Genomic DNA, 23504 nt, shown 5'->3' on the forward strand with positions numbered 1-23504 from the left:
TCTCAATTTTTGCTGGAGATTATTTGTGCGACGCTTATTATCTTATCAGTCTCCTTTTGCTTTGTCAAGAACTTTTTAAGATAATTTTGTCGGCCGAAAAAATATCTTTCATAACTTTTCAGCGACATACATTATCTTAGCATCAAATATCCTCTTTGTCAAGGGTCAGAGCCAAAAAAAACATTCTAATCTCGTATAATTTTTAAATAAATATTTCTGCTTCTGGGACCATCAAACTCACAAAAATATATTCCCTGCCAGGTTCCTAATAATAATTTTTTATTTTCAACTATAATACTCTGATTTACTCCAAATAAACTGGATTTTATATGGGCAGCAGAATTTCCTTCTAAGTGGGAATAATTATCATCAAAAGGTACTATTTTATTTATTTCTTTTTTGATATCTGCTTTCACATCTGGATCTGCATTTTCATTTATAGTAACTGCAGCAGTAGTGTGAGGAATATGAATCTCAACCAATCCCGATTCAAGCTCGGCTTTTTGAACTGCCCTTTGAACTTCATTTGTAATGTCAATGAGTTCTACCTTATTATTTGTTTTAATTGATAATTTTGTAAACATATCAGACACTCCTTTCTATTTTTTTGAAAACAACTAAAGTATAGACTGAAAATTTAATTAATTAGGTTTAAAAACACAGCCAGGATATTTTCATCCCGGCCATATTTCAATTTATAATTTTGATTATTCATTACTTTCCGGTCTCATAGTTGGAAATAAAATTACATCTCTAATAGAACTGGAGTTGGTCAATAACATAATTAGTCTATCAATACCTATACCCAGTCCACCTGTAGGTGGCATACCATATTCTAAAGCTCTAATAAAATCGTAATCCATCATCTGTGCTTCTTCATCACCAGCTTCACGCATTTCTACCTGTTTTTCAAATCTACGCTTCTGTTCTTCTGGGTCATTTAACTCACTAAAAGCATTGGCAATTTCTCTACCATAAACAAAAGCTTCAAAACGATAAGTAAAACGCGGATCATCTTCAATCTTTTGTGCTAATGGAGATACTTCAATTGGATAGTCCATTATAAAAGTAGGCTGAATTAATTTATCTTCAACTCTTTCTTCAAAAACTTCATTTAAAACTTCACCATAAGAAAGTCCTGTTTCTGGTTTTACCCCCACAGATGCGGCAGCTTCATATGCTTCTTCTGCTGTCTCAAATTCTGTGAAATCTACATCTGCATATTTTTTAACGGCCTCCACCATTGTAATTCTTTCCCAGGGAGTCGCAAAATCCAGTTCTGTTTCTTCATATTCTAAACTTTTAGTTCCCAGAACTTCTTCTGCTAAATGACTAACCATTTTCTCAGTTAATTCCATCATATCATGGTAATCTGCCTGTGCCTGATAAAGTTCCAGAGTTGTAAATTCCGGATTGTGTTTATAGGACATACCTTCATTGCGGAAATTTCTATTGATTTCAAATACTTTCTCAAATCCACCAACAATTAACTTTTTAAGATAAAGCTCTGGCGCAATTCTTAAATATAAATCCATATCTAAAGTATTATGATGAGTAACAAAAGGACGAGCAGTAGCTCCACCTGCAATTGGATGCATCATTGGAGTTTCCACTTCTAAAAAACCTCTATCTTCCAGATATCTCCTCATCTCTTTGATAATCTTACTTCTAACTACAAAGGTCTCTTTAACATCAGGATTTACTATCAAGTCTAGATATCGCTGCCGATAACGAATATCTTTATCTTTTAAGCCATGAAATTTTTCAGGTAATGGTCTTAACGACTTAGTTAATAATTCAAAGGAAGAAACTCTAATAGAAATCTGGCCTCTATTAGTTTTAAATACTGTACCTGTAATACCAACCAGATCACCAAGATCCAGATCTTGAAAAAACTCATAACGATCTTCTCCAATATTATTCTGCTTGATATATAGTTGAACCTTTCCACTCATATCCATTAAATCAGCAAAACTTGCTTTACCATGAGTACGAATCGCCATCAAGCGTCCGGCTAACTTTACTTCTTTTTCTTCCAGTTCTTCAAAATTATCTTCTACCTCTGCTGCATGATGAGTCACTTCATATTTTTCGGCAAAAGCCTTTTCCTTTTCTTCTTTCAGTTGAGATAACTTTTCCCGTCTCTGTAACATTAACTCATTCATATCTTCGAGCATATTTTCACTCATTATAAATATCCAACTCCTTATTTAATTATAATAGAGCTCCACCTCTATTTCTTTTAATTCGTAGTAAATTTAATAATAAAATTTAATTATTAATGTTTAACTTTTTTAATTGAAATGATTTCATATTCAACTTCTCCAGCAGGAGTTTCAACTTTTACCTGATCTCCAATAACATGTCCCAAAATTGCTTTACCAATTGGAGACTCATTAGAAATCCTATTATTTAAAGGGTCAGCTTCCGCCGAGCCAACTAAAGTATAGCTTATTTTTTCATCACTATCAAGGTCGTGCAGCATAACTGTAGTTCCCAGGTTAACTTTTTTATCAGTTACTTCTTCATCCTTAACCACATGAGCATTATTCAACATATTTTTTATTTCCTGAATTCTACCTTCAACAAAAGCCTGCTCATTTTTTGCATCATCATATTCGGAGTTCTCACTTATATCTCCAAATTCTCTTGCCACCTTGATTCTTTTTGCAACTTCACGTCTTTTTTCTGTCTCTAAATATTCTAATTCGTTTTCTAATTTTTCAAATCCTTCTTCAGTCAGCATTACCTGATCTGCCATAACTATCTACCTCTGCTTTCTAATAATATTTAATTTCCAAATTATCTAAATTGTCTAATATATTTAAAAGTGCCAAATGGGCCAACAATCACAGCCCAACAAGAAATTGTGCCAGGTACTATAACCTGACACTACTATAAATCTACAATTATTAATTATTATAAAGAACTTTAGTTTTATTGTCAAGCAAGATTTGGCTAATCACCATAGTAAATCTAGGAACTTAAAGAATTTTTGTGTTTTCTTAGTAATTTAATCAAAGCTTTTGCTTCTGAAAGTTGATTGACTTTATTTTTGATTTCACTGGCATTAGGCAAGCCCTTCAAATACCAGGAGATATGTTTACGCATAATTGGTACTCCATGTTGTTCTCCATAATAATCAACTGCAAGCCTTAAGTGTCTAACAGCCATTTCAATTTTTTCTGCATAAGAAGGAGCGTTAATTAACTTCCCCTTCTCTAAATACTTATTGACTTCCTTAAAAATCCAGGGATATCCCTGGGCAGCTCTACCGATCATAATACCATCACAGCCGGTCTCTTCAAAAATGGCTTTTGCATCCTTGGCAGAAAAAATATCTCCATTTGCAATAACCGGAATATCTACTGACTGAACAACTTTTTTAATTATTTTCCAGTCAGCCTCTCCTTTATAATACTGACTGCGGGTCCTGCCGTGAACTGCAGCTGCTGCCGCCCCAGCTTCTTCTGCAATTTTGGCCAGTTCAACTGCATTGATATTCTCTTCATCCCAGCCGCTTCGCATTTTTACAGTTACAGGAACCTCAGCTGCGTTAACCGTAGATTTTATAATTTGATAGGCAAGATCTAAATCTTTCATTAAGGCAGAACCTGCACCATTTTTCACAATCTTACGGGCGGGACAACCCATATTAATATCAATTATATCTACCTGATATTCTTCCGAAATCCCAGCTGCAGCCCGGGCCATAAATTCTGGCTCTTCCCCAAATATCTGGACAGCTATCTTCCCATTTTCATTTTTTTCAAATTCTATTAATTCTGCTGTTCTTTTATTTCCATATTCATAGCCTTTAGCGCTAACCATTTCAGTATAAAGAAGCTCAACTCCCATTTCCCTAATCAGCTGGCGGTAAGGATAATCACTTACTCCGGCCATCGGAGCTAAAAAAACTGCAGGTTCAATCTTTAAATCAGCAATTTTCATTTAAGACCCCATTCCATTTATATCAGCAATATATTTTAATCCTTTTAAAGTTAAAAATGGCTCAACATACTCAATCGAATCAGTTTCTGCTGCAATTAAACTTACCAGTCCCCCGGTGGCAATAACAACCGCATCCTGGGAAAGTTCCTGTTTGAATTTCTTAACCAGGTATTCAACCTGTCCGACAAAACCATAGACTATACCTGATTTCATTCCATCAATTGTATTTTTACCTATTGCCTTACCAGGCCCAATTAACTCAATTCTTGGTAGTTTAGCAGACTGATTAAATAGTGCCTCAGCAGAAATTCCAATCCCTGGTGCTATAGAACCCCCAAGATATTCTCCCTTTTCCGAAACTGCACAAAAAGTTGTAGCAGTACCAAAGTCAACAATTATCAGAGGTCCGTCATAAAGATGGCCTGCCGCTACCGCATTAACAATCCGGTCAGCACCAACCTCTTTTGGATTGTCAGTTTTAATATTCATACCTGTTTTAACACCTGGGCCAACAACTAATGGATTCACATTAAAATAACGATAGGATGTTTTCTTTAAAATCCTCAAAATTGGTGGGACAACACTTGAAATAATAATTGAGTTTACAGCCTGATTATCAATATCTGCTGACTCAAATAAACTTTTAAAAATCATCCCGTATTCATCTGGAGTTTTATTTCTATCAGTAGAAATTCTCCAGTGAGTTTTCAACTCATCACCCTGATATAAACCCAGTACTGTATTAGTATTGCCAATGTCCATTGTTAAAATCATTTTCCTGCTCCTTATTAATTTATATTTAAATATCCGTCTGACTTTTAAAACAAAAATAGATTTAGCTTAATATATCTCAAAGCAGCAGAATATTTAAAAGCTGCAGTTATATTGTAAACTAAACTGCAGCCAGATATCAAGTTATTGCTTAATCACTAAAATATTCCTTAATCTGCTGGAAAATTTCTTTAGTCGATAAAATTTCATTGATCTTACCAATACTAGCTCCGGTAAAGAAAACTCCATTTTCTAGGTCTCCAGCTCTGGCATTAATTAAAGCATCTTTAATACAAAATTCCCGGGAACAGGTTTTTAAGCAGTCAGTGCAATTTGCCGGAGGTGGAGCTTCTCCTGCTTCAATTAACTCTGAAAATCTCGTTTTAATTGCATTTGCATAATAACCAGCAGAACTCATTATTTTTATAACATCATCTGAAGTAGCTTCAACACAGAGTTCTTTAAATTCTTCGGCAATTGAAGCTTCTTTACTTGCCAAAAATCTTGTTCCCATTTGAACTCCATCTACCCCCAGTTCAAACATTGACTCAATATCAGCAGGAGTAACTACTTCTCCTGCCCCAATCACCGGGATATCTACCTTCCCAGTTATTTTCTTAACTAAATCAAAACTATATTCATCACTACCGAGATGACCACCTGCATTTCCACCTTCTACTACAACAGCAGCCGCACCCAGTTTCTGAGAAATACGAGCCAATTTAAGAGATGAAACGATAGGTATTACCGGGGTATTAGATTCTTTGCCAACCCCAAACATATCCCGAGAAAATCCAGCTCCCGAAATTATACAATCTATTCCTGCTTCTACTGAAGCTTTCAACAATTCACTAAATCCAGTAGCAGCAAACATTATATTTACACCAATTATACCATCACTTAATTTTCTTGCCTTCTTGATTTCTGATTTCAATTCCTGTGGTGTCATAACTGAAGCACCAATTACTCCAATTCCACCTTCATTAGCAACAGCAGCGGCAAGTTCTGCCATTGAAACTCTAATTGCCATTCCTCCCTGTATAATAGGGAATTTAGCCTTCAAATCACCAATTTTCAATTTAGGTAACTTCAATTTATCACTCCTAAAAATATTCTTAACTTTATTCTATCCTATCTTATCACAGAATCCACAGGATTTAAATGTTTTTTTGACTAAAGGTCATATTTTAAGCTGAATCTACTGATTTGATTGCCTTATTTCTATTTCTCCAGCCAAAAACTGCTGTTTATACTCTTCAACTTTGTTTAATATTTCCTGGCTCAGCCTATCTTCTGCCTGATTTTCTTCTAAAAGAAATGCATTATCAACCAGACCATACTCTTTTATTTCATTTACATAATTATCATTATAATAGCTTTCAATTACCTGCTCTACTAAATAATCTGTATTTTTCTGAATAACAGTCAGGATATTATTTGGGGCTAAATCAATATCGCCAGCATCTAAAGAAATTAAGTTAATATTCTGTTCCAGAGCAGTATCTATTATCCCTTTTGAAGCAGCTCCTGCAGCATAAAAAATTAGATCAACATTTTGACTCACAAGTTCACCACTTATTTCTTTTGCTGTAGAAAAATCATTAAAACTACCTAAATAGCGATTTATGACTTCTATTTCAGAATTTACAACCTCAACGCCTGTGTTAAAACCTCTTTCGAAATTTCTGATTTTTTCAGTTTCTCGTCCACCAATAAAGGCTACAGTAGAACTTTCAGTTTTTAAAGCAGCAATTATTCCTGCCAGAAAAGCTGCCTCTTCTTCTCTAAAAGTAAGGGACATGACATTTTCTTCTTCTACTATTCCGTCAAATATCACAAAATTAATTTCTGGATACATTTGGGCAGCCTCTTTGACCGCCTGTTCCATTGTAAAACCTGTTCCCCAGATTAAATCAAAATTATTTTCTGCAAAGTGATTAATATTTTCCTGATAATCCGTCATTAATTCTGATTCTCTAAATTCAAGTTTTAAATTAAAATTTTGATTAACATTATTTAAAGACTCTCTCAACTGTTCATTATAACTATTATCTTCAAAACCACCAATATCACTTACCAGTGCTACCTCCAGATATTGAGCAGATGCAGAAAATGAAAATATTAAAAGTAATAATAAAATTATCGATAATTTTTTATAGCTCATTGTTTTAATCCTTTCTACTTTTAATCATTATTATATTTGTCCAGGCTCTGATAATCTAAAGAAGTATTTACAGACTGCAGCTTTTTATTCTGTCCATTTTCAAAAGCAACTAATAATTCACCACTATCAAGTATATCTCTAATAATACCAGTATATTTCTTGTTTTTAAATTCAAAATCTAGTTTTTTACCAACTAAATCTAATTCTTTTTTCCAACTGGCAAGTATCATCTCTCTACTGCCGCTCAAATAATTTTTAATATAAAAATTAAGCTGTTCAATCAGCTTAGCCAAAAATATATTTTTATCAATTCTTTTATTTTTTTCTAGATAATAAGAAGTTGCTATTTTTTTAATTTCAGAGCTAAATTCTGTATTATTTAGATTAATACCACAGCCAATTATTACAAAAGTATCTTTTTGAGCATTAAAAACTAACTCCGATAAGATACCACATATTTTTTTATTATCCACCAATATATCATTGGGCCATTTCAAATTTGTTTCTAAATCAAAAATTTTAAAAGTTTCTTTAACAGCCAGGGATGCAGCCGCAGTAATTTGTGGAATCTGATCAATATTATTTTTCGCCTGAAAAAGAAAAGACACCGCTATACTGGCAGGATCACTCGATAACCAGTTGTGACCCCTTCTGCCGCGTCCTGTAAGCTGCGAATCAGCAGCAAAAATAATTAAGTCTTTAGATTCATTTTTTTGATCTAAACTCCTCTGCACAAATTCTTTAGCCTGATTATTTGTCGAATCTATACTTTTAAATAATTTTAAAGAAATGTCCCGGAGCAGCGATTGCCGAAGATTATTTTCTATTAGGACCTGATTAAAAAAGTTTGGATTTCCCATAACTAATTCTCCTAGAAAAAGGACCCCTGAAGGGCCCTTTTAGTTAATATTTGATTATCAGCAGCTTGTTCCTGCTTTGATTTTTTTTACTTTAACAGCATCATAATTTAACAGCAGCTTAATAAAATATGCATAAATCGGGATATTAATTAACTGACTGATCACTCTTAGCGGCATTAAGACTGTAAAGGGTACCCCAAATAAAGTGTTTATAAAATATGGTACTAATATCAAAGAAGAAATTATCTGTCCAACTGCAATTGATATAAAAATTATCGGCAGAGTTCTACAGCGTTTGAGTACATAAAAAACCATAAACCCTGGAATAAAGCCTGTCAAAAAGGATGTGAATGTAAAATGAGGCATATAAGCACCCATTGGATTAATAAAATAACCAAGCAGATCGCCAAGTGCTCCCACAATCCCACCAGCAACTGGACCAAAAGCAACACCGGCAAAAATTATCGGCAGGGCACCAAAACCAATTCTTACACCTTCAACCCCGGCAATTGGAATTCTAATACTTAAAATTCGAGTTAAAATAATAGTCAAAGCCGTCAAAAATGATAAATAAGCAATCTTTTTTGTACCTATTTTCATAATCTACACCTCCCCCCTCTCTGGTTAGATGATAGTTCAAATCTGCACCAAAGAAAGAGGAAACTTTGGTGACAGCGGACGCGACAGGGAGACCGCAGCTAAAATAAGCTTTCGTTTCAGAGCAACGTCCCATCTCTGAACACTCTACGCCTCCTGTCTACTCTATCACTATATTATCTTAATTTTATTATAACCTATTTATTTGACTTTTTAAAGTTATTTAGAACAATCCGGAAATTTTTCCATCAGCATCAATATCAATAGCTTCTGCAGATGGCCGTTTTGGCAGTCCGGGCATTGTTAATACAGGGCCGGTCATTACAACTAAAAAACCGGCTCCTGCAGATAAGTTAATTTCGTTAACACTGATTCTAAAACCGGAGGGACGTCCTTTTAGATTAGGGTTATCAGAAATTGAACTCTGTGTTTTAGCCATACAGACTGGAATATCAGCATAACCCTGCTCTTCATATCTCTGGATCTGAGACAGAGCTGTATCACTGTAATCAACACCATCTGCTCCATAAATTTCAGCCGCAATTGTTTCAATTTTCTCTTTAATTGGGGCTTTTTCGTCATAAAGGAATTCAAATTTACTCGGCTCGTTTTCTAAAACATCTACAACTGCATTTGCAAGTTCTTCTCCACCCTCTCCACCTTTAGCCCAGACCTCAGAGAGAGCTACATTAACTCCAAGTTTTTCGCACTTTTCTCTGACCAGTTCTAATTCTGCTTCAGTATCATCAGGAAATCTATTAATAGCTACAACTGTAGGTACTCCAAATTTATTTACATTTTCTATATGTTTTTCTAAGTTTTCTATACCTTTTTCTAGTGCATCTAAATTCTCTTCTTTTAGATCATCCAATTCTACACCACCATGCATTTTTAAGGCTCTAATAGTTGCAACAAGTACAGTAGCATCAGGTTTTAAATCAGCAAATCTTGATTTTATATTATAAAATTTTTCTGCACCTAAGTCAGCACCAAAGCCTGCCTCTGTAACTGTAATATCTCCCAGTTTCATCGAAAATTTAGTTGCCATTACACTATTACAGCCATGCGCAATATTCGCAAATGGTCCTCCATGAATAAAAGCAGGTGTGTTTTCTAAAGTCTGAACCAGGTTTGGTTTGATTGCATCTTTTAAAAGTGCTGTCATCGCGCCTTCAACTTTTAAATCATGGGCGGTTACACTTTCACCATCATAAGTATAGCCAATTACTATTTTCCCGATCTTCTCCTTTAATTCCATCAAATTATTAGCCAGACATAAAATTGCCATAATTTCGGAAGCAACTGTGATTAAAAATCCATCTTCTCTCGGATAACCGTTTTTTGAACCTCCAAGTCCAACTATGGTATTTCTTAGAGCCCGATCATTCATATCGACTGCTCTTTTAAAAGTGATCTGAGTTGGATCAATATTTAATTCATTACCCTGTTTAATATGATTATCGATAGCTGCAGCCAGTAAATTATGGGCAATTCCTATCGCATGAATATCTCCAGTAAAATGAAGATTAATATCTTCCATTGGGATTACCTGAGCATAGCCTCCACCTGCGGCTCCACCTTTAATCCCCATAGTTGGTCCTAATGAAGGCTCCCGGATTGCAATTACTGCATTTTTGCCAATTCGATTTAAAGCCTCTCCCAGTCCAACAGTAGTGGTAGTTTTACCCTCTCCAGCTGGAGTTGGTGTAATTGCAGTAACTAAAACAAGCTTACCCTCATCATTATCGGAAAGCCTCTGCAGAACATCCAGTTTAACCTTTGCCTTATACTTACCATACAGTTCTAGATCATCTTCTTTTAAGCCGATCTGTTCAGCAATCTCTGTTATTTCCTTCATTGTAGCTTCCTGAGCAATTTGAATATCACTTTTCACTGTGTTTCCCCCTCGGATGATTTGTTAGAAAATTTAAATTATATTTAAAACTTATTATAATATTTCAATGTAATTTAATTAATTCCTGCTTTGATATATATTTCACTTTTATTTCCAGCTGTTTAGATTTTCAACTGTTTTCTGGAATTAAAAAATGTTTTAGCACCTCGATTTACCATAAAAAAGACTGTTAGAGTTACACTTCCTAAAATCCCCATCATAATTGCAATCTGATATTTAATGGCGATTATGGGAGAAGCCCCTGCCAGAATCTGACCGGTCATCATCCCCGGCAAAAATACAATTCCTATCCCCATCATCGAATTAATTGTTGGCAGTACGGCATTATAAAAGGCTCTATTGCTTATTTCTTTGGCTGCTGTTTCTGGTTCTGCTCCCAGCATTAGATAATTTTCAATCAAATCTTTATTATCTCTAAATCCTTCTATTAAATGATTGACTCCAAGTGAAATACCTGTCATTGAATTTCCAATTAACATTCCAGAAAGAGGAATAAAGTAATCAGCTCTAAACCAGGGATCAAGTCCAACCACAACAAGGACAAAAAAGAAAATACTAATTGAAGTTCCCAGAAACATCGAAACAGCTATTATTCTCTTCAGTTTTTTTGAAATCTCATCATTAACTCTACCATAAATATTGTAAATTGCAAAGACTTCCATAATTAATAAAATTAAGAGACTGTAATATGGACTCTGATTGGCAAAAACATATTCTAAAATAAAGCCAACTGCAACTAACTGAATAGTCATTCTAACTGAAGCAAGCAGAATTTCGCTCTTATGACCTATTCGTTTTTGTTTAACAATAAAAAGTAAAATCAACACAAATATATAGGCAAAAACAAGCTGCATTAGTTGAATATTTATTATATCACTTTCCATTATTTTAAATACCTCCTCTTCTACCATACTAAATTATATTGTAACTATCTTCTAAATTTTAATCAGCAACTATTTTTCCAGCTTCAATATTGATTATTCTATCAGCAAATTTTTCTGCAATATCAGGGCTGTGGGTAACCATAATTAAAGTTCTATCATTTTCTCGCACATAATCAACAACCATCTTGATAATTTTTTCTTCTGTTTTATGATCCAGGGAAGATGATGGCTCATCTAAAAGCAGCACTTCTGGTTCCAGCAGCATAACCCTTGCCAGTGCTAAACGCTGTTTTTCTCCTCCAGATAAAATTTCGGCATCATCATTCAGATCCTGAGTTAAGGAAACCTTTTTTAAAAGCTCTTTATAACTTAAGTTTTTCGTACTCCCGTTATCTGCAATTTCTTCTGTAATCTTAAAATTTTCTTTAATACTACCTCTAAAAATTTCTGGATCCTGAGGCAGCATTACAACTTCTCGCCGTAATGCAACCGGATCATAACTTTCAATATCCTGTCCCCTATATATTATTTGTCCCTGATCAGCTGTAATCATATTATTAAGCAGTTTTAAAAAAGTTGTTTTTCCACCACCACTGCTTCCCAGAATTGCTGTTATCATATTTTCTTCAATTTCAATCTTATTAATTTCTAAAATATCTTTAAACTTAACATTTTCAAACTTGAACATGCAATCCCTCCTCTGTTTACTCCATTATTTCCCGGGAGAGCTCTTTAGTTTTATCTTTTACCTCAACTAAAATTTTTTCTCCCTTTCCTGTCAGACTATAGTATTTTCTTACTTTACCTTCAATAGTTTTTTCTTCACTAACTAAAATACCATCCTCTTCCATAGAGTGAAGAATTGGATAAATAGTACCCGAACTCACTTTATAACCATGACTTTTTAATTCTTCAATCATCCAGAGTCCAAAAAAAGGTTCTTTTTTTGCATGGTAAAGAATATGAATTCTCATAAAAGCTAAAAAAACTTTTCTTAGAATTTTATTTCCCATATTTTCACTCCTTTATCGTTGTTCGATATTGATTATTATTATAGCATTTCGATAATGAATTTTCAAGTTTAGAATTCATTCACAAATATTGACACAGATCGACAGGTTCCCGGTGGGTGAACATAGATGAACATAAGTAAACATAAGTGAACAAAAAAAAGACCAGCCCCATAACAGGACTGATCTTAGATTAATCAATATTTATTTAAGTATTCTGAGGTTCAGGCTTAAAAGTAGTAACTATACTTTCTTCTTTTTCCTGATCTCCTTCAGAATCATCTGATTCTTCAATTCTATCTTTGTCAGGATCTCCAGTGATTTCTTCACCTCTCATCAGACGTTTGATCTGATCAGCATGCAGAGTTTCGTATTCTTTAAGAGCCTTAACAATTTTTTCTACTGTTTCAGAATTATCTCTCAGCAGTCTTTCAGCCTTGCTATAACATTCTTCAACCATTTTGCTGATCTCTTTATCAATTCGAGCAGCAACTTCCTCACTGTAATTTCTCTGACGAGAAATATCTCTACCGAGGAATACCTGCTGATCATGTTTCTGCCCCAGAGTTAAGGGACCTAAATTTTCGCTCATCCCATATTCAGTTACCATTGCTCTGATAATTTTAGTTGCTCTTTCAATATCATTTTGAGCTCCTGTACTAATATCATCGAGGAAAATTGCTTCTGCCGCTCTTCCTCCCATTAAACTGGTAACCTTATCCAGTAACTGTCCTTTGGTCATAAAGTTCTGATCATCTGACGGTAGTGGAACCGTAAATCCACCTGCTCTACCCCGCGGTATAATTGTAACTTTATGAGTTCGATCTGCATGTTCTAATAGTTCACCCAGTAGAGCATGTCCAGTTTCATGATAAGAGACAAGATTTTTTTCTTCTTCAGTAACTACTTTACTCTTTCTGGCAGGGCCTGCAATAACTCGATCAATAGCATCATCAAATTCTTTCATGGCAATGATTTTCTTTGATCTTCTGGCAGCTAAAATAGCAGCCTCATTGGCCAGATTTTCCATGTCTGCACCAGTAAAACCAGGTGTTCTCTTGGCAAGAACCTCTAAATCAATATCGTCTCCCAGTGGTTTATTCTTTACATGGATTTCTAATATTTTCTGTCTTCCTAATCTATCAGGTTTATCAACCATTACCTGACGGTCGAAACGTCCTGGCCTTAATAATGCAGGATCTAAGACATCAGGTCTGTTTGTAGCAGCCATTAAGATGATACCTTCATTTGGTTCAAAACCATCCATTTCAACTAAAAGCTGATTTAATGTTTGTTCCCGCTCATCGTGACCACCGCCGAGGCCAGCACCACGCTGACGACCAACAGCATCAAGCTCATCAATAAAGATAATACACGGCGCATTCTTTTTACCTTTTTCAAATAAATCTCTAACTCGAGATGCACCAACACCCACGAACATTTCTACAAAATCAGAACCACTGATAAAGAAGAATGGTACACCAGCTTCTCCTGCAACGGCTTTTGCCATTAAAGTTTTACCAGTTCCTGGAGGGCCGACCATTAATACTCCTTTAGGTACTTCAGCACCTAACTCAGTAAATTTATCCGGTTTTTGTAAAAATTGAATTACTTCCTGTAATTCTTCTTTTACCTCATCATAATTAGCAACATCATCAAAAGTAACTTTTACATCACTTTCATTCAGTTTAGCTTTACTTTTACCAAATGACATCATTTTGCTGCCGCCACCCTGCATTTTTTGCATAATAAAAATCCAGGCGACAATTAAAATTACAACAGGTAAAATATAACTCAGAATATTAATCCACCAGGGTGTTGTTGGCTGTGGCTCAGTTTTTATATTAACATCCCCCGCCCTTAATTCCTGCATTAATGAAGGAATAGCTTCCGGTGGAACTGGAACATTAAAACTTCTATTATCAATTGTACCTGTCACTTTTTGATTTCCAATAATAGTTACCTCATTAATATTATCAGATTCAACCTCCTGCAGAAGATTTGTGTATGTGAAATCTTCCATAGTTGTTGGACCCTGCTGCATAAAAAATTGAGCAACTAAAATTGATATAGCAATCAAAATTAAATAAAATCCTATATTTTTAACAAACTTATTCAAATTTATTTACCTCCCCTACGACTTAAATCATATACAGTAAAATATTATAACATAATATTTATATTTTGTAAATGAAATGCCTCTTTACTTCTATCAATATTTTTTATTCAAAAACTCAATTTAAAAGCTCAGCTAAAGTATATTATATCCTATCAATATTAAATTTCAATTAAAATATACAGAAATATATATTTTTTTTAAGCCGTTGAGTATTATATATATAATTTTTCTTTTAAAACACCTATAAATGAAAGATTCCGGTATTTTTCTGCAAAATCAAGACCATAACCTACAACGAATTCATCCGGGATTTCAAAGCCATTAAAGTCAGCATCTAATTCTTTTTGAACTCTTCTTTCCGGTTTATCTAATAAAGTAACAATTTTTATGCTTTTAGGATCACGTGTTTCGAGCATATCTACAACATGCTTTAAAGTTCGACCGGTGTCAATAATATCTTCTACAATCAAAAGATGTCTTCCCTCTATATTTTCTTCCATATCTTTAATAATTCTTACAACTCCAGAAGATTCGGTAGATGCACCATAACTTGAAACATCCATAAAATCAAAAACTACTGGCAGATCAATTTCTCTAGCCAGATCAGCCATAAATAAAACTGCTCCTCTTAAAATACAGAGCATTACAATATCATCATCGTTATCATAACTATCAGTGATTTCTTTTCCTAATTCTTTGATTCTCTGCTGTAGCTCTTCTTCGTTAATAACTACTTCTTTGATATCCTCTGCAAATACAGTGTTTTTTCCCATAGTGGGTAATCCTCCTAATTATATTTTAATTCTAAAATTAAAACCTTATCTGTTTCTTTAGTAATCTTATACTCATCAGAAATCTTATAGGGCGCCAGCCAGACAATATTGTCCGCTGCATCAACAATAAGCAGTAACTGGCTTCGTTCATATTTAGGAACTTTTTTGTCGATCAAAATATCCTTAACCTTTTTATATCCTCTCATCCCCAGCGGCCTTAACTTATCTCCATCTTTTCGATTTCTAATAAATAATGGTAATTGAAGCTTATCATAATCAAATACAGCCTGTTGAGGATTATCAGAAAAAGAAAAGTCAGCAGCATCAACGATTTCTGTTTTCAAACTTCGTTCTTCGTCAATTTTGATTTCTTTTTCCAGGCCAATTTTAAATTTATTTATTAATCCTTCTCTTAATTTCTCTTTTTTGAGAAAAACTAAATTGGAATAACTTATCTCAACTCTGATCCCGGCAGCAATATCTACTCCCCGCCCAGTTTGTTTATCTCTGATTAATTTTTCAATTTCAAAAATATGATCCAGATATAAATTCTCAAGCGTGTCATTTAAACGTTCATAAATCAACCTATATATTCTTCGCTGTAGAACCTGATCAGTTTTTTTGAACTGATTAAGATCAACAGTTATTTTTTCATTACTTTCAGCTTTAATTATTTGCCTATACTTCTTCAATGCCAGCTGCTGTAGAAATTTATTTTCTGCTGCCAGCAGTTTACTACTGCGGGCAATAACTTCTCTGGCCTTACTGTTTATTTTGGCTTCCACAACTGGAAAAATTTCATTTCTAATTACATTTCTGCTGTAAATATTTTTCTGGTTACTGCTGTCAAAGCGAGGCTCTAAATTATTTTGATCACAGTAGTTCAAAATTTCTTTTTTACTAAAATTTAACAGAGGATGAATAACTTTAATCCCCTTAACTTCTGCTGCAGCCTGAATCCCACTTAAGCCCTGGAGACCAGCACCTCTAAATAAATTCAGCAAAACTGTTTCTGCCTGATCATCCCGGTGATGAGCAAGTGCCAACAAGTCGAAATTATTAGTTAACATTAGCTCTTTAAAAAAATTAAATCTTTCTTCCCGGGCTGCTGCCTCAGCAGATGAGTCATGCTTTCTGATTATCTCCGGTAAATTAACCTGCTTTGAAAAAAATTCAATGTCCTTATTTTTAGTAAAGTTCTCTACAAACTCTGCTTCAGATCTAGATTCTTCTCTCAACATATGATCCAGATGAGCTACAGCTATTTTTAGATTCAATTCTTTTCTTAATTTATAAAAAAGATCCAGCATTGCCAGAGAATCAGGACCTCCAGAAACTGCAAGCAGTAATTTTTTGCAGTCAGCAACCAGTTTATTTTTTTTTATGAAATTTCTAAATTCAGCTTCCATTAGCAAAGCCTCCATAAAATAGCTCTGTTCTTATATTTCGAGATACACAGATATAAGCCTGCAGATTAATTATATTCAGGCGCCTAATTCCTCTTTTAAGAGTCCATAAAGCAGATCATGATCACTTACATACAGCTCTTTGCTGTCTATATAATCTAAAATGCTTTTTAAAATAATTAAACCTGCTATTATAATATCTGCCCTTTTAGGCTGTAGGCCCTTTATTTTTTGACGCTCTTCTAAATTAACTTTACTTAAATCACTAATTATTTTTTCTAATTCTGATTTTTTTATTTTTAAATTTTCTATTTTACTGCTGTCATAATCTTCTAGAGCAAGTTTGACTGCAGCCAGGGTCGTTATTGTACCTCCAACACCTTTTACTTTAAACTCCTGACTTAAATTTAGCTCAGATGCTAATGAATTTTTAACATATTTTTGGATTTCATTTCTTTCCTCATCCCCAAATTTTGCTTCAGGATTAGTAACAAATTTTTCTGTCATCCTCACACAACCAAGATCAAGACTTTTAAATTTAATCTGATCATCTTCCGGGCAGATAAATTCTGTGCTCCCTCCACCGATATCAAGCAAGAGGAAGTCAGCCTCCAAATTAGAAACTGCACCTAAATAATTTAGCTCTGCTTCTCTTTTACCACTTATTATTTCAAGTTTAAATCCCAGTTTTTTGAGTTTAGATTTCAACAAATCAGAATTACCCACATCTCTGAGAGCGCTTGTTCCAATAACTCGAGTTTTTTGGACCTGATATTCCTCAATAATAACCTTATATTTTTTTAAAGCTTTAAAAACCCGATCAACCGCCTCATTTTTTAGTTTTCTATTTTGATCTACACCCTCACCCAGACGAGTTATTACTAATCTTCTGGCTAAAATATTAAAAGATTGCTCAGAAGCCTTTTCGCCAATTAAAAGTCTGCAGGAATTAGTTCCAATATCAATTGCGGCTGCTTTCAAATTGATCAATCCTTTCTTCACAAATCTTACAGCTTTCCGGCCAGTCAATTCTATTAAACACAATTTTGCCAACTGGATTAGCCTGTCTGACTAAAAAATCAGCAAGATGAGTATGTAAACACTTAATTCCTTCTTTATCTCTAATTCCTCCAACTCCTGATTCCAGCAGCGTTTTATATAAATCTTGGGAAATATTTTTAGCTTTCTGCAGCTGCTCGGCTGATAACAGATCTTTTCTACTGGCAGCATAGCTTTGATGTGCTGCTTCCATTAAGTCTCTAAAATCCTGATCAGATTTTAGTCTTTCACCCAGTTCTGAAATCAAATCACTTTCTGCCTCCAGCCGATCTACCTCATAGTTTAAATATGGACAGCTGAGCCAGTAAATAGTTGGCGCTGCAATATTTTTTGCAAATGGATTAACCGTAATAACCGCTGGATATCCAAAGGGGCAGTATACTGCAGTTTCCAAAAAATTTTTTATTTTTCTATCCAGCTGCAGCTCTATAATCTTTAAATCATTCATAATTACTGCTCCCTCCTATAAAATATTTATAATGAATTTCTATATTAAAAAGAGAAAACACCCCTTAAACGAATTAAAGGATGTTTAAAAAGTCAATAAAAAATTGGCAAATTATTTAATTGGAACTTCCTCCATTTTTTGCCTCTCTGCTTTTTAGATCTTGCTGACGCTCACTACTCTGCTTCAAGAAACGTTCCATTTTTTCATCAAAGGACATCTCTGGAGCATGATCAATGCGGTCATCTGGATCCTCTAACTGTTTGATGGAAAGACCAATTTTACCGTCATCATCGACATTAATAACTTTAACCTTAACTTCGTCTCCTTCTTTAAGGAAATTACTAATATCTTTTACATAAGTGTTAGCAACTTCGGAAATATGAACTAATCCAGTCTCTCCACTTTCCAATTCAACAAAAGCACCAAAATTTGTTATCCCTGTAACTTCTCCTACAACTATACTTCCAACTTCAATGGACATCTTTAAAAAATTCCTCCCTAGATATTAATATTGTACTCATTATAACTTAATTACAGCAGAGGTGTCAAATTTATTGGCTAAAATTTTCTAAAATTTTAATGTTAAAGAAATTCTACCCCGTTTTTGGTCAACATCCAGCACCTTTACCTCTATATTCTGACCAATTTCGACAATTTGAAAGGGATCACTAACATACATCTGACTCATCTCGGAAATATGAAGCAGCCCATCCTGTTTTAAACCAATATCTACAAAAGCTCCAAAATCTACTACATTTCGAACCTTCCCCTTAAAAATCATGCCGGGCTCGATGTCTTCTATTTTTAAAATATCTTTCCTGAAAATTGGAGCCGGCATAGAATCTCGTGGGTCTCGCCCCGGCTGCTTTAGAGCAGCAACTATATCTTTAGCAGTTGGCAGACCAATTTCTAAAGCTGCAGCTGTTTTTACTAGATCAATTTCATTTAACTTTTCTCTAATCTGCTCAAGCTTTTCCTTATTCCGGATATCTGCAGCTAGATAGTCAATGTTTTCTAATATTTTTTCTGCTGCCTGATAAGATTCAGGATGAATAGGAGTCACTGCAAATGGATCCTGCTTAGAATCCAGGCGAATAAAACCTGCAGCCTGCTCATAAGTTTTTGGTCCAAAACCATAAACCGCAAGCAGTTCTTTCCTTTTATTAAATTTTCCATTTTCACTGCGGTGTTCAATAATCTTCTCAGCATTATTGGAACTAATCCCGGCCACATAGGTTAAAAGTGCAGCAGAAGCTGTATTAATCTCTACCCCAACATGATTAACTGCATCTACAACAACTTCGTTCAAAGCTTTTTCCAGACGTTTTTGAGAGATATCATGCTGATACATTCCTACTCCAAGAGATTTAGGATCTATTTTTACCAGTTCAGCCAGCGGATCCTGAATTCTACGTCCAATAGAAATTGCTCCCCTGATTGAAACATCTAAATCTGGAAATTCCTTTCGTGCTAACTTAGAAGCTGAATAAACAGAAGCTCCAGCCTCACTAACAATAGTATATTCTACATCCATTCCACTTTTTATCAATTCTGCTACAAAACTTTCTGTTTCTCTACTTGCAGTACCATTACCGATTACAATTAAGTCAATCTCATGTTTTTGAACTAATTTAGCAAGGCTTGCAGCGGCTTCTTGCTGCTTATTTACCGGTGGATGAGGATAAATTGCACCTGTTTCCAGAAGTTCACCATTTTCAGCCAGAGCTGCCAGCTTACAACCTGTTCTAAAGGCCGGATCAACGGCAAGCACCCGTTTATCTTCTAAAGGCGGCTGCATCAGTAAAGCTCTTAAATTTGTTGAAAAGTTGCTAACTGCTTTGGCCTCCGCTTTTTCTGTTAAATGATTGCGGACCTCCCGTTCTAAAGAAGGGAAAATCAACCGTTTATAGGCATAATCTACTGCATTAACAAGATGCTCAAAGCTGCCGCTTTTTCTATTATCAAAATCATAAAAATTATAAATCATCTCTACTGCACGCTGATCATCAACTTCTGCTTTAACTCGGAGAACTTCTTCGTTTTCACCTCTATTTAAAGCCAGAATTCTGTGCGGTGGAATTTTATTGATTGACTCCTTAAACTCATAATAATCCTGATACTTACCTTCTTCATCTTCATTTTTTTGTTCTGAAACAATTTTAGCAGTTTTAAAAACATAATCTCTTAGTTTTTTTCGCAGCTCAGGATCATCCGAAATATCTCCTGCAATTATATCTTCCGCCCCACTTAAAACATCATCTATATTCTGCAGTTCTTTTTCTGGGTCAATAAAATCACTCGCCAACTCTTTAATTTCCGACTCAGACTTCTGCTGGGCTAATATTAAATCTGCTAAAGGTTTTAATCCTTTTTCAACTGCCTTAGCAGCTTTTGTCTGCTTTTTAACCTTAAAGGGACGATATAAATCTTCAACTTCCTGTAAAGTATCAGCCTTTTTAAGTTTTGTGAGAACTTCCTCATCTAATTTGTCCTGTTTATCTGCTGCTGCCGCAACTTCGTTTTTGCGCTCATTTAGTCTGCGTAAATAATCTATTTTTTCTTCAATATTTCTTATTTCTTCTTCATCCAGACTACCGGTCATTTCTTTACGATAACGAGCTATAAAAGGAACTGTATTACCTGAATCTAAAAGTTCAACGGTAGCTTTAATATTACTTTTCTTTAAATTTAGTTCTGATGCTGCTAAATTAAATAAATCTGATTTAATATATTCTGACATCAAAAAACTCCTTTATTTAACTTATAATTAGTTGATATTTAAACTAAAATATTTTCAGTTTTATACTTAATCTTTATTATCAGAATCTGAGTTCTCTTCTTCCTCGACTGGAATGAACATTTTTTCTCCCGGCTTTACCAGCCCCAATTTTTCCCTGGCAACTTCTTCTATATATTCATTACTATCACTATTTGCTAATTGTTTTTTTAGTTTTTCGTTTTCTGCTTCAGCTTTAGCAATTTGAGCTTCAATCTCTTCAATCTGATTTTCCAGCTGACTCATTTTGGTCATATTTTGATAAAAGTTAAAGGCAGCTACAACCGCAATAACTATCACAATTGTAATTACTGCAGGATTTAACAAAAAATCCTTTCTCTGTCGAGGCATTATTAATTCCCCCTTCTGAAATAATAGCGATTACAATTGTAATTATACTTTAAATTTAGCAATTAATCAAAAAAGCAGCCGAATTAGCTTCGACTGCTTAATCAATTCTATTTACTTTTAAATATTAAATCTCAATTTCAGCTCAAGCTTTAATTAAAATACACATTCTTCTGTTTCTGCATCAAAGATATGAATTTTTCTTAAATCAACACCAAGAGAAATTGTATCTCCAACTTGCGCAGTACTTTCTGCTTCTACACGAGCAATTAAAGAGTGGCCTGATTCTGCCAGATAAAGATAGATCTCAGAACCCATTGGTTCTACAACATCTACATCCGCTTCAAAAGAATTATCTTCTTTAACTTCAAAGTCATGAGTAATATGTGTATCTACAATATCTTCCGGTCTGACACCAAAGACTACCTCTTTACCTTCATAATCTTTAATATAATCTTCTTTATCTTCAGGAACACGAATTCTAAAGGTTCCATCACCATCAACAAAGTAAGTGTTGCCTTCTTTTTCAATTGTAGCATCCATAAAATTCATAGCTGGAGAACCAATAAATCCAGCCACAAACATATTGTTAGGCTTATTATATAAAGATAATGGGTCATCAACCTGCTGAATAACACCATCTTTAAGTACCACAATTCTATCTCCCATGGTCATCGCTTCAGTCTGATCATGAGTTACATAAATCATTGTGGTCTGTAATTCATCATGCAGCTTAGATAACTCAGTTCTCATCTGAACTCTTAATTTAGCATCAAGGTTGGAGAGGGGCTCATCCATCAAGAACACCTGAGGTTCACGTACAATTGCACGACCTAGAGCAACACGCTGTCTCTGGCCACCGGATAACTGTTTAGGCTTTCTTTCTAATAACTGCTCGATACCAAGAATATCTGCAGCTTCCTGAACTCTTCTTTCAATTTCATCTTTAGGAAACTTACGTAATTTAAGTCCAAATGCCATATTATCATATACATTCATATGTGGATATAGAGCATAGTTCTGGAATACCATCGCAATATCTCTATCTTTAGGAGCTACATCATTAACTACATTTTCTCCAATTTTTAAAGTACCTTCACTAATTTCTTCCAGACCAGCAATCATTCTTAAAGTTGTTGATTTTCCACAACCAGATGGTCCTACCAGTACAATAAATTCTTTGTCTCTGATCTCCAAATTCTGATCTTTTACTGCTTCTAAATCACCAAAACGCTTATAAATATGTTCTAAAGTTACACTTGCCATTAAAAAATCCTCCTCTTAATTTTAATTATATTTTGATATTGATGACTCCCTAATAATTAATTCGGGAGTTAAAACCTTAATTTGTTGACTGTCCAGTTCTTCCTTAATCAATTTTAATAAAAAATTCAAAGAATCCTCTCCCAGCTTTTCCACCGGCTCACTTAAAACTGTCAGTGGTGGATCAATAACTGAGGTTAAAATATTATCTCCATAACCTACTACTGCAAAATCATCAGGAATAAAATATCCTCCCATTTTAATAGCTTCAACAAGCCCAATTGTTGTCAGTTCTCTGGTAGAAATAAAAGCATCTGGAATTACATCACCCTCGATTATTTCTAAGAAAACATCATAACCAGCCTGTCTATCAACTGAAGTTGAAAATATCAAATCATCATTAACCTCTAAACCTGCTTCAGTCAATGCACTTTTATAACCATCAATTTTTTCTTCTTCAATCAGATCACCTTTATCTCCACAAACCAGAGAAATCTTTTTGAAACCCTGTTCCACAAGATGTTCTACTGCTTTATATATTCCCTGACTGTAATCAGTTAAAACTGAAGTGAAAAAATTTTCCTCTGCCAGACGGTTAACCAGAACAATTGCATTTTCCTGGCTGAAGCTGGCTCGCAAAAGGTGGCTGCCTACTAATTTACCACCAATGAAAATTGCCCCATCAACCTGATTTGATTCTAGAAGAGAAAGATAAGACTTTTCTTTTTCTTCCTGATTATTAGTGTTGCAGAGTATTATTTGATAACCCTGTTTTTCAGCAGCTTTTTCGATGCTTTTTACAATTTCGATATTACCCGGACTATCCATTTCGGCCATAATCACAGCCAACATATTGGTCTTTTTAGCTGCTAAACCTCTTGCAAGTTGATTTGGACGATAATTATTTTCCTTTGCAATTTTCAAAATTTTTAATTTAGTTTCTCTACCAACACCAGGCTTATCATTTAAAGCCCGGGAAACAGTAGATTCTGCTACATCCGCCATGCGAGCAATATCTTTAAGGGTTATCTGCATCTTTTCTCCTCCAATCAAGCAAGCTTCTCAATTTACGCAAGCGCTTGCGAAACCTTGAAGAAAAAAAGAGCCTGTAATAATTAACTCTTATTACTATTATTCGTCACAGACTCTTAAATTCCTTC

General features: G+C 34.5%; 23 protein-coding genes and 1 riboswitch. All 23 genes read right to left on the reverse strand.

Going from position 1 to position 23504, the window contains the following annotated elements; translation table 11 throughout:
• Positions 1-185 precede the first annotated feature (185 nt).
• On the reverse strand, positions 186-584 hold the full coding sequence (locus C7958_RS13785) for a secondary thiamine-phosphate synthase enzyme YjbQ (RefSeq protein WP_111573264.1): 399 nt from the start codon (positions 582-584) through the stop codon (positions 186-188).
• A 123-nt stretch (positions 585-707) separates the two neighbouring features.
• Positions 708-2189 (reverse strand): lysine--tRNA ligase, encoded by a 1482-nt coding sequence (gene lysS / locus C7958_RS13790; protein ID WP_111573265.1) that lies wholly within the window; start codon positions 2187-2189, stop codon positions 708-710.
• Between the two features lie 89 nt (positions 2190-2278).
• Entirely contained in the window at positions 2279-2761 is a 483-nt protein-coding gene (greA, locus tag C7958_RS13795) for a transcription elongation factor GreA (RefSeq protein WP_111573266.1), read from the reverse strand.
• Between the two features lie 215 nt (positions 2762-2976).
• Complete coding sequence (gene dusB, locus C7958_RS13800; RefSeq protein WP_111573267.1) at positions 2977-3951, reverse strand: tRNA dihydrouridine synthase DusB; 975 nt, start codon at positions 3949-3951, stop codon at positions 2977-2979.
• Positions 3952-4725 (reverse strand): type III pantothenate kinase, encoded by a 774-nt coding sequence (locus C7958_RS13805; protein ID WP_111573268.1) that lies wholly within the window; start codon positions 4723-4725, stop codon positions 3952-3954.
• Between the two features lie 148 nt (positions 4726-4873).
• Positions 4874-5815 carry an NAD(P)H-dependent flavin oxidoreductase gene (locus C7958_RS13810; protein WP_111573269.1) on the reverse strand — a complete coding sequence of 314 codons (942 nt, stop codon included), beginning with the start codon at positions 5813-5815 and terminating at the stop codon, positions 4874-4876.
• Positions 5816-5920: 105 nt separating this feature from the next.
• Positions 5921-6886: a BMP family ABC transporter substrate-binding protein gene (locus C7958_RS13815; protein WP_111573270.1), complete on the reverse strand. Its 966-nt coding sequence runs from the start codon at positions 6884-6886 to the stop codon at positions 5921-5923.
• 20 nt (positions 6887-6906) lie between these two features.
• The gene (locus C7958_RS13820; RefSeq protein WP_111573271.1) at positions 6907-7746 is read right to left on the reverse strand and encodes a biotin--[acetyl-CoA-carboxylase] ligase; all 840 of its coding nucleotides are present in this window, start codon (positions 7744-7746) and stop codon (positions 6907-6909) included.
• A 57-nt stretch (positions 7747-7803) separates the two neighbouring features.
• Positions 7804-8346: a folate family ECF transporter S component gene (locus C7958_RS13825; RefSeq protein WP_111573272.1), complete on the reverse strand. Its 543-nt coding sequence runs from the start codon at positions 8344-8346 to the stop codon at positions 7804-7806.
• A 70-nt stretch (positions 8347-8416) separates the two neighbouring features.
• Positions 8417-8513, reverse strand: a riboswitch (THF riboswitch).
• A 53-nt stretch (positions 8514-8566) separates the two neighbouring features.
• On the reverse strand, positions 8567-10237 hold the full coding sequence (locus C7958_RS13830) for a formate--tetrahydrofolate ligase (RefSeq protein WP_111573273.1): 1671 nt from the start codon (positions 10235-10237) through the stop codon (positions 8567-8569).
• A gap of 122 nt (positions 10238-10359) precedes the next feature.
• Complete coding sequence (locus C7958_RS13835; protein WP_111573274.1) at positions 10360-11142, reverse strand: ABC transporter permease; 783 nt, start codon at positions 11140-11142, stop codon at positions 10360-10362.
• Between the two features lie 58 nt (positions 11143-11200).
• Positions 11201-11830: an ABC transporter ATP-binding protein gene (locus tag C7958_RS13840; RefSeq protein WP_111573275.1), complete on the reverse strand. Its 630-nt coding sequence runs from the start codon at positions 11828-11830 to the stop codon at positions 11201-11203.
• Positions 11831-11846: 16 nt separating this feature from the next.
• Entirely contained in the window at positions 11847-12155 is a 309-nt protein-coding gene (locus C7958_RS13845) for a PadR family transcriptional regulator (RefSeq protein WP_111573276.1), read from the reverse strand.
• A 205-nt stretch (positions 12156-12360) separates the two neighbouring features.
• Complete coding sequence (ftsH, locus tag C7958_RS13850; RefSeq protein ID WP_111573277.1) at positions 12361-14271, reverse strand: ATP-dependent zinc metalloprotease FtsH; 1911 nt, start codon at positions 14269-14271, stop codon at positions 12361-12363.
• Positions 14272-14483: 212 nt separating this feature from the next.
• Entirely contained in the window at positions 14484-15044 is a 561-nt protein-coding gene (gene hpt, locus C7958_RS13855; RefSeq protein ID WP_111573278.1) for a hypoxanthine phosphoribosyltransferase, read from the reverse strand.
• A 14-nt stretch (positions 15045-15058) separates the two neighbouring features.
• Complete coding sequence (tilS, locus tag C7958_RS13860; RefSeq protein ID WP_111573279.1) at positions 15059-16453, reverse strand: tRNA lysidine(34) synthetase TilS; 1395 nt, start codon at positions 16451-16453, stop codon at positions 15059-15061.
• Positions 16454-16528: 75 nt separating this feature from the next.
• Positions 16529-17431: a Ppx/GppA phosphatase family protein gene (locus C7958_RS13865; protein WP_111573280.1), complete on the reverse strand. Its 903-nt coding sequence runs from the start codon at positions 17429-17431 to the stop codon at positions 16529-16531.
• Complete coding sequence (locus C7958_RS13870) at positions 17412-17957, reverse strand: DUF501 domain-containing protein (RefSeq protein WP_111573281.1); 546 nt, start codon at positions 17955-17957, stop codon at positions 17412-17414. The genes C7958_RS13865 and C7958_RS13870 overlap by 20 nt, the downstream gene beginning before the upstream one ends.
• Before the next feature lie 115 nt (positions 17958-18072).
• Positions 18073-18438 (reverse strand): S1 RNA-binding domain-containing protein, encoded by a 366-nt coding sequence (locus C7958_RS13875; protein ID WP_111573282.1) that lies wholly within the window; start codon positions 18436-18438, stop codon positions 18073-18075.
• Positions 18439-18525: 87 nt separating this feature from the next.
• A complete protein-coding gene (locus tag C7958_RS13880) occupies positions 18526-20697 on the reverse strand; it encodes a Tex family protein (RefSeq protein WP_111573283.1) in 2172 nt (723 codons plus the stop codon).
• A gap of 66 nt (positions 20698-20763) precedes the next feature.
• A complete protein-coding gene (locus C7958_RS13885) occupies positions 20764-21084 on the reverse strand; it encodes an FtsB family cell division protein (RefSeq protein ID WP_111573284.1) in 321 nt (106 codons plus the stop codon).
• A gap of 153 nt (positions 21085-21237) precedes the next feature.
• On the reverse strand, positions 21238-22347 hold the full coding sequence (locus C7958_RS13890; protein WP_111573285.1) for an ABC transporter ATP-binding protein: 1110 nt from the start codon (positions 22345-22347) through the stop codon (positions 21238-21240).
• A gap of 21 nt (positions 22348-22368) precedes the next feature.
• Positions 22369-23379 carry a LacI family DNA-binding transcriptional regulator gene (locus C7958_RS13895; RefSeq protein WP_111573286.1) on the reverse strand — a complete coding sequence of 337 codons (1011 nt, stop codon included), beginning with the start codon at positions 23377-23379 and terminating at the stop codon, positions 22369-22371.
• Positions 23380-23504: the final 125 nt, after the last annotated feature.

Source organism: Halanaerobium saccharolyticum (genome assembly GCF_003259895.1).
Taxonomy (GTDB): Bacteria; Bacillota; Halanaerobiia; order Halanaerobiales; family Halanaerobiaceae; genus Halanaerobium; species Halanaerobium saccharolyticum_A.

Coding starts and splice junctions, on each gene's coding strand:
- C7958_RS13875 (WP_111573282.1), bottom strand. CDS start 18,438: ATGTCCATTGAAGTTGGAAGTATAGTTGTAGGAGAAGTTACAGGGATA.
- C7958_RS13815 (WP_111573270.1), bottom strand. CDS start 6,886: ATGAGCTATAAAAAATTATCGATAATTTTATTATTACTTTTAATATTT.
- C7958_RS13825 (WP_111573272.1), bottom strand. CDS start 8,346: ATGAAAATAGGTACAAAAAAGATTGCTTATTTATCATTTTTGACGGCT.
- C7958_RS13820 (WP_111573271.1), bottom strand. CDS start 7,746: ATGGGAAATCCAAACTTTTTTAATCAGGTCCTAATAGAAAATAATCTT.
- hpt (WP_111573278.1), bottom strand. CDS start 15,044: ATGGGAAAAAACACTGTATTTGCAGAGGATATCAAAGAAGTAGTTATT.
- C7958_RS13895 (WP_111573286.1), bottom strand. CDS start 23,379: ATGCAGATAACCCTTAAAGATATTGCTCGCATGGCGGATGTAGCAGAA.
- C7958_RS13805 (WP_111573268.1), bottom strand. CDS start 4,725: ATGATTTTAACAATGGACATTGGCAATACTAATACAGTACTGGGTTTA.
- C7958_RS13885 (WP_111573284.1), bottom strand. CDS start 21,084: ATGCCTCGACAGAGAAAGGATTTTTTGTTAAATCCTGCAGTAATTACA.
- C7958_RS13840 (WP_111573275.1), bottom strand. CDS start 11,830: ATGTTCAAGTTTGAAAATGTTAAGTTTAAAGATATTTTAGAAATTAAT.
- greA (WP_111573266.1), bottom strand. CDS start 2,761: ATGGCAGATCAGGTAATGCTGACTGAAGAAGGATTTGAAAAATTAGAA.
- dusB (WP_111573267.1), bottom strand. CDS start 3,951: ATGAAAATTGCTGATTTAAAGATTGAACCTGCAGTTTTTTTAGCTCCG.
- C7958_RS13870 (WP_111573281.1), bottom strand. CDS start 17,957: ATGAATGATTTAAAGATTATAGAGCTGCAGCTGGATAGAAAAATAAAA.
- C7958_RS13845 (WP_111573276.1), bottom strand. CDS start 12,155: ATGGGAAATAAAATTCTAAGAAAAGTTTTTTTAGCTTTTATGAGAATT.
- C7958_RS13890 (WP_111573285.1), bottom strand. CDS start 22,347: ATGGCAAGTGTAACTTTAGAACATATTTATAAGCGTTTTGGTGATTTA.
- C7958_RS13835 (WP_111573274.1), bottom strand. CDS start 11,142: ATGGAAAGTGATATAATAAATATTCAACTAATGCAGCTTGTTTTTGCC.
- C7958_RS13785 (WP_111573264.1), bottom strand. CDS start 584: ATGTTTACAAAATTATCAATTAAAACAAATAATAAGGTAGAACTCATT.
- lysS (WP_111573265.1), bottom strand. CDS start 2,189: ATGAGTGAAAATATGCTCGAAGATATGAATGAGTTAATGTTACAGAGA.
- tilS (WP_111573279.1), bottom strand. CDS start 16,453: ATGGAAGCTGAATTTAGAAATTTCATAAAAAAAAATAAACTGGTTGCT.
- C7958_RS13880 (WP_111573283.1), bottom strand. CDS start 20,697: ATGTCAGAATATATTAAATCAGATTTATTTAATTTAGCAGCATCAGAA.